The 6,497-nt window shown below is 63.2% G+C and carries 7 protein-coding genes and 1 pseudogene; 1 reads left to right on the forward strand and 7 read right to left on the reverse strand.

Translation table 11 applies throughout. The features are described from left to right. Positions 1-318: 318 nt before the first annotated feature. The 7 genes from B0G57_RS24495 to B0G57_RS24525 all read right to left on the reverse strand — a co-directional run bounded on the left by B0G57_RS24495 (position 319) and on the right by B0G57_RS24525 (position 6,048). Positions 319-744 (reverse strand): ExbD/TolR family protein, encoded by a 426-nt coding sequence (locus B0G57_RS24495; RefSeq protein WP_018440620.1) that lies wholly within the window; start codon positions 742-744, stop codon positions 319-321. Positions 745-759: 15 nt separating this feature from the next. Continuing rightward, positions 760-1,488, reverse strand: coding sequence for a MotA/TolQ/ExbB proton channel family protein (locus B0G57_RS24500; RefSeq protein ID WP_018440619.1), 729 nt, complete (start codon positions 1,486-1,488; stop codon positions 760-762). A gap of 29 nt (positions 1,489-1,517) precedes the next feature. Beyond that, on the reverse strand, positions 1,518-2,261 hold the full coding sequence (locus tag B0G57_RS24505) for an energy transducer TonB (protein WP_018440618.1): 744 nt from the start codon (positions 2,259-2,261) through the stop codon (positions 1,518-1,520). 236 nt (positions 2,262-2,497) lie between these two features. Continuing rightward, positions 2,498-2,740: a (2Fe-2S)-binding protein gene (locus B0G57_RS24510; RefSeq protein ID WP_018440617.1), complete on the reverse strand. Its 243-nt coding sequence runs from the start codon at positions 2,738-2,740 to the stop codon at positions 2,498-2,500. Between the two features lie 168 nt (positions 2,741-2,908). After that, the gene (gene murI, locus B0G57_RS24515) at positions 2,909-3,826 is read right to left on the reverse strand and encodes a glutamate racemase (RefSeq protein ID WP_018440616.1); all 918 of its coding nucleotides are present in this window, start codon (positions 3,824-3,826) and stop codon (positions 2,909-2,911) included. A 7-nt stretch (positions 3,827-3,833) separates the two neighbouring features. Then, a complete protein-coding gene (gene bfr / locus B0G57_RS24520; RefSeq protein ID WP_018440615.1) occupies positions 3,834-4,313 on the reverse strand; it encodes a bacterioferritin in 480 nt (159 codons plus the stop codon). Positions 4,314-4,512: 199 nt separating this feature from the next. Then, entirely contained in the window at positions 4,513-6,048 is a 1,536-nt protein-coding gene (locus tag B0G57_RS24525) for a fumarate hydratase (RefSeq protein WP_018440614.1), read from the reverse strand. Between the two features lie 279 nt (positions 6,049-6,327). Here B0G57_RS24525 and B0G57_RS24530 point away from each other — a divergent pair. Next, positions 6,328-6,497 (forward strand): annotated as a pseudogene (locus tag B0G57_RS24530) (AMP-binding protein); the annotation flags it as partial.

The following is a 6,497-nucleotide window of genomic DNA, read 5'->3' on the forward strand; positions in this document are numbered from 1 at the left end:
TCGCTTGAACGGTCACGCGTGCAGGCCTATATTGAAAACTCGTTCGGATCGGCGTGTCCGGTGCGAACTCCGACGGCTGCTCTTATAGCAAGCCTGATAGGGTGGCTGCGCTGTCCGTGGTCAACCACGGCTGCCGCATGCGGTGCTCACGCTACCCCGATGGCGGATGAGCCCGCCGCCCGAAGGCGCGGTGTGCGCATGAAAAAAGGCCCTCATCTTTCGATGGGGGCCTTTTACAATGTGGCTCGACTGTGTAACGCTCCGACTGGCCCGGCGCGGGCCCAGGCCCCGGCGAACTCGGCTGCCGCGACGGCCGGCTCAACGCTGCGCTTGCGGACGCGGAAACGTCACGAAGCCAATTTTGGTCAGGCCGCCCGCTTGCGCGGCAGACATGACGTCGGCGACCCGTTCGTAGGGTACCTTTCGATCGGCAGCCAGCCGTAGTTCCGGCTGCGGGTTCGCTTGCGCGGCTCGCTCGAATCTCGTACGCAGCGTCGTGTCGTCGATGCGCTCGTCGCCCCAGAAGAGCGATCCGTCGGCGCGCACCGAGACGTCGACTTGTTTCGGCGTTTCGACGAGCTTGCTGCCGCCCGTTTGCGGCAGATCGATTTTGATCGCACGGTGAATGGCCGGCACCGCGACGAGCAACACGATCACGAGTACCAGCATGACGTCGATGAACGGCGTCATGTTGATCTCGTTCATGAGTCCATCGTCTTCGTCGTCGAACTGCTGTATAGCCATCGTTCGTCCCCGACTTCAGTTCGCGCGCGCGGCGAGCCGTAGGCCGCCGGTGCCCGTGGAGGCAAGACGCGCACCTGTCACGAAGTACGCGTGCAAGCCATGCGCGAATCGCCGCAAGCTGCCGACGAGGACCTTGTTCGAGCGTGTCAGCGCGTTATAGCCGAGCACGGCCGGGATTGCGACCACAAGGCCGAACGCCGTCATCACGAGCGCCTCGCCGATCGGCCCCGCGATCTGATCGATCGAGGCCGCTCCGCTCGCGCCGATGGACAACAGCGCGCGATGGATACCCCAGACCGTGCCGAACAGCCCGATGAACGGCGCCGTCGAGCCGATCGACGCTAGCGCGCCGAGCCCGCCTTGAAGATGCGCGACGCGATTTTCCATCGTGTCTTTGAGACAGCGCGAAATCCAATCTGAGATGTCGAGCTGGTCATGCAGGTGGGGCCGCGTGCGCTTGTGGTGGTCGGCGGCTTCCTGCCCCGCAAGCACTAATGCAAGGTAGGGATTGTCATTCGCGGATCGCTGCGTCTCGCCGAGCTTGTCGAGACCGCTCGCGAAATCGTCGGAATGCCAGAATTCGCGTTCCGCATTCCTCGAGAGGCGCCTGAGCCGGATGATGTTCCATCCCTTGACGGCCATGGCGCTCCAGGAAACCAGCGACATCGTCAGCAATACGATCGCGATCGCGCGCGTGACGAAATCGCCCTGAGCCCAGACGTGGGCCAGACTATAGCTCTCCATTCGATTCCTCTTTTTGTTGCTGGTGACGGTTAATCGTCGAGTGCGAACCCGAACGGCTGCGTGTAAGTCACGCGTATCGGCGTGCCGTTCTCGACGTAAGGACGGCATGAACTTGCGCGCATCGCGGCGAGCGCGGCATCGTCGAGACGCGGGTAGCCGCTGCTCTTTGCGAGCTCAACGCGCTCGATCGTTCCGGTCGCGCCGACGACGAACCGTACGTCGGCCGTGCCCGTTTCGCCGCGGCGGCGCGATAGTGCGGGGTAGTCGGGCTTCACGACCCGGCAGTCGATGTGCGGAACTGCCTTCGGGGCGGCGATGGCGAGGGTTTCCCGATTGCTGGCGCCCGCCGCGGGCGATTGCGCGGCGGGTTGCTCGGGGGCCTTCGCCGGTTGGTTGGTGGCCGATTCCTGTGTACGCGCTACCGTTGGCGCCGGTTCGGGCGAGGTAACGGCTTTGGGCGTGGCCGGTGCGGGTTTGGGCGCGGGTAACGGTCGGGGAGGTGCGACGTGCGGCTCGAGCTTTTTCTTGACAACCGGGTGGGGGACCGGCTCAAGCGCCGAACGTAGCGCGGGCGGCGCGGGGGGCGCCGCGACGGGCGCGGGTTCCTGACGCAGCAACTGTGCCGTGATGACTTTCGATTCGATTGAGAGCGGCGGCGCTTGCCGCTGTGTCATCTGCATGATCGCAGCGATCAGCGCGATGTGGGCGAGCGCAACGACCGCGACAGTCGACGCAATGCGGATGCGTACCGGAGGGAGCGTGGCCGGCGTCATGGCGGACGGAGCGTTGAGCGATGGTGGCATATTAGCGCGGACCCCAGTCGCCAGCGCCTGCCGGGCCAAGGAAAACCTCCCGTTTCACGCGCGAAAAATCAGCACCGAGATACATAGCGTCGTCACAAAACCGATGAGCAGTTCCATCTCGACCCCCTCGAGGAAAACGAGCGGCTGCTGGCTGCTTGCGTGACTGGCGCCGACGAAAGGAATAACAGGAAGAGCGGGCGGAAGCTTCAGGCTGCCTTGCGCTCGTAAAACGTCAAGTGGACCGGCTGAACCGTATCGGGCCGTTCGACGCCGCAGCGAGCTTCGCAGACCCCGCACTGGGCCATGACGTCGCGCACCGACTCCTCACACTTGCCGCAGCAGGTGGCCACGCCGAGCTCGAACTGGAGCTCGTCGAACGTATCGACGCCCTCGGCAATGGAGGCGCGAATCTTCCGGTCGGAAACGGACTTGCAAACGCAGACGATCATGGCTAACGCGATAGCGAACGTTAATGCGAACTATTATCATTTCGATCCGTTCGCTTGGCAAGTCCATTAGCGAAATTTTTGTAGCGATGGTCGACGGATGTGGCCCTTTACTCGGCGGGGCGCCCGAGAGCCGGGGAGGCGAGCAAGCCTCCCTGAAAAGGGGCTGAATCAGGCGGCCCGAGGCTCTTGCGCCGGCGTATCGCGCGGCGCAATGTCGACTCGTTCGACCGGGCCGCCGAGCCCGAGCAGTCTTGACGCAAGCTGACGCAGATGCGCGCCGTCGTTCGTGGAGCAAAGTCGCGGCGGCGGGACGGAATTCGTGCCCGTGGCGGCCCGCAAGCCGTTTGAGCCGAGTACACGCTCGAGTTGCCGTGCGATCGCGACGCTCGTATCGATCAGCATGACGCGGTCGTCTACGATGTCGCGAATCACCGCATCGAAAAATGGATAGTGCGTGCAGCCGAGCACGAGCGTGTCGGCGCCCGCGGCAAGCATCGGTTCGATGTAGCTCGCGAGCAGTGCACGGACCTGCGCGGAGTCCACGTCGCAACGCTCGATGGCTTCGACGAGACCGTGGCCAGGCTGACAGAGGAACCGGCAGTCCGCGCCGTGGCGCTCCATCAACGCGCGAAAGCGCTCGCTTCGCAGCGTGACCTGAGTGGCGAGCACGCCGGCAACGCGCGTTTTCGATTGAATGGCAGCGGGCTTGATGCCGGGCTCGACGCCGATCACCGGGATGGTCAGCCTTTCACGCGCGAGCGCGATCGATTCCGCCGTCGCCGTGTTGCACGCGACGACGAGCGCCTTGGCGCCTTGCGAAATCAGCCACTCGCCGATGGCGAGCGTGCGCTCGACGATGAATGCATGGTCGCGCTCGCCGTAAGGCGCATAGCGCGAATCGGCCACGTAGACGAGCGCTTCGTCGGGCAGTTGCGCCCGTACGGCGCGCAGCACGGAAAGTCCGCCGAGGCCGGAATCGAATATGCCGACTGGACGAACCGCCATCCCATTCGCGGAAATGTCGGCGAAAGCCGTGAGCGGGTCGCCGGCGGACCCGCTGACTGGCGCGTCGAGCTCTGAGGTCATGGCTGCATTATTCTTCCACGCTTCCCATTCCGGACTGCTGATAGTTCTCGAGGCCGACTCTATCGACGAGGCCGATCTGCGTTTCGAGCCAGTCGATGTGTTCTTCGGTGTCTTCGAGAATCTCGGTAAAGATTTGGCGCGAGACGTAATCCTGGACGGATTCGCAGTAGGCGATCGCTTCCTGACACGTCGCACGCGAACCAAGCTCGAGCTTCAAGTCGCACTCGAGGATTTCCCGCGTGTTCTCGCCGATCATGAGCTTGCCGAGATCCTGCAGGTTCGGCAACCCGTCGAGAAACAGCACGCGCTCGATCAGCTTGTCGGCATGCTTCATCTCGTCGATCGACTCTTCATACTCGTGCTTGCCGAGCTTCACGAGCCCCCAGTTCTTGTAGATCCGGGCATGAAGGAAGTACTGATTGATTGCCGTCAGTTCGTTTTTTAGTTGCGCGTTCAGATATTCGATGACTTTCGCGTCGCCTTTCATGAAAGTTCCTTTTGCATCGTATTGAGGCCGTGATTGGCAACGATAAACCGTGCGACGGCAAATGCCAAGACGACACCCGTTTCGTTGGCCGATCGGTCAAGGCAATGTGGCTGAGCCTGCCCCGGTCCTCCGAAAAAACCGGGCCCGAGGAGCCCGGTTCCTGCCACGGCGACGTGATCGATACTACAGCGCCGAGCGATTACGCAGGGACGACCGGCAGCTTGCCGATTTTCGCGCGCCACTCCTTCGGCCCCGTCTCATGGACGGACGTACCTTTCGAATCGACGGCAACCGTGACCGGCATATCCGTCACGTCGAACTCGTAGATCGCTTCCATGCCGAGGTCTTCGAACGCGAGCACCTTGGCGCCGCGGATCGCCTTCGAGACGAGATAGGCGGCACCGCCGACGGCCATCAGATATGCGGCCTGATGCTTCTTGATCGACTCTATCGCGACGGGTCCGCGCTCGGCCTTGCCGATCATCGCAATGAGGCCCGTTTGCGCGAGCATCGTTTCGGTGAATTTGTCCATGCGCGTCGACGTGGTGGGGCCGGCGGGGCCGACTACTTCGTCGCGCACCGGATCGACCGGCCCGACATAGTAGATCACGCGATTCTTGAACTCGACGGGAAGTTTCTCGCCTTTCGCGAGCATGTCGGCGATGCGCTTGTGCGCCGCGTCGCGACCGGTCAGCATCTTGCCCGACAGCAGCAGCGTCTGGCCTGGTTTCCAGCTCGCGACTTCCTCGGGCGTCAACGTGTTCAAATCGACGCGTTTGCTCGTTTCCGTGTCGGCCACCCACTGCACTTTCGGCCAGGCGTCGAGCGGCGGAGCGTCGAGCTTGGCGACGCCCGAGCCGTCGAGCGTGAAGTGCGCATGGCGCGTTGCCGCGCAGTTCGGAATGATCGCGATCGGCTTCGAGGCCGCGTGAGTCGGCGCGGCCATGATCTTGACGTCGAGCACGGTCGAAAGGCCACCGAGGCCTTGCGCGCCGATGCCGAGCGCGTTGACTTTTTCGTAGAGCTCGACGCGAAGCTCCTCGATCCAGTCGCGCGGGCCGCGCGCGATGATTTCCTGAATGTCGATCGGCTCCATCAGCGATTCCTTCGCCATCACCATCGCCTTGTCGGCCGTGCCGCCGATGCCGATGCCGAGCATGCCGGGCGGGCACCAGCCGGCGCCCATGGTCGGGACGGTCTTCAAGACCCAGTCGACGATCGAGTCCGACGGGTTCAGCATCGCGAACTTCGATTTGTTCTCGGAGCCGCCGCCCTTGGCGGCGACCTGCACGTCGACCTTGTCGCCGGGGACGAGCTCATAGTGGATGACGGCCGGGGTGTTGTCCTTCGTATTCTTACGCGCACCTTCAGGCGGACTCACGATCGAGGCGCGCAGAACGTTGTCGGGGTCCAGGTAGCCGCGCCGCACGCCTTCGTTGATCATGTCGGTGACGCCCATCGTCGCGGGACCGCTCTCGCTGCCCCAGCGCACATCCATGCCGACCTTGACGAACACGGTGACGATTCCCGTGTCCTGGCAGATCGGCCGACGGCCTTCGGCGCACATCCGGCTGTTCGTCAGGATCTGCGCGATGGCGTCTTTCGCGGCCGGGCTCTCTTCGAGCTCATAAGCGCGGCCCAGTGCCTGAATGTAGTCGAGCGGGTGATAGTAGCTGATGTACTGCAGCGCATCGGCGATGCTTTGGATCAGGTCTTCCTGTTTGATGACTGTCATGGCGAGGAGCTGTGGGGACGAGAGGCGGCGAATCCAAACGCTGAAACTGCCCGGAAAGGCGCCAGCGAAGCACAAAAAAGGCGCGCTATTGTACCGCGCCGCGCAGCGATTGATTCGCGAGCCAGGCAAGGGAACGGCCCGGGATGCTGCGGTGCCACATCGATCGTCGCCGCCCGATCGCGCCGCGTGCGTCATCATATCGGCTAAGAACAAAGCATCTGCCAGTACGGGATTCAGTTTCGTTTTCTCGTTTTTTCGTTTATCGATAGGGAGTTCTCGATGGCTGCGATCGAATCGGTCCTTCACGAAAGCCGAATTTTTCAGCCGCCCGCGGAGTTGACGGCGCAGGCGGCGATTCCTGGCATGGACGCCTACCGCGCGCTCGTCGCGCAAGCGGAGCGCGATTACGAGGGATTCTGGGCGAAGCTCGCGCGCGAGACGCTGACGTG

Origin of the sequence: Trinickia symbiotica, from assembly GCF_002934455.1 — a bacterium.
GTDB lineage: Bacteria > Pseudomonadota > Gammaproteobacteria > Burkholderiales > Burkholderiaceae > Trinickia > Trinickia symbiotica.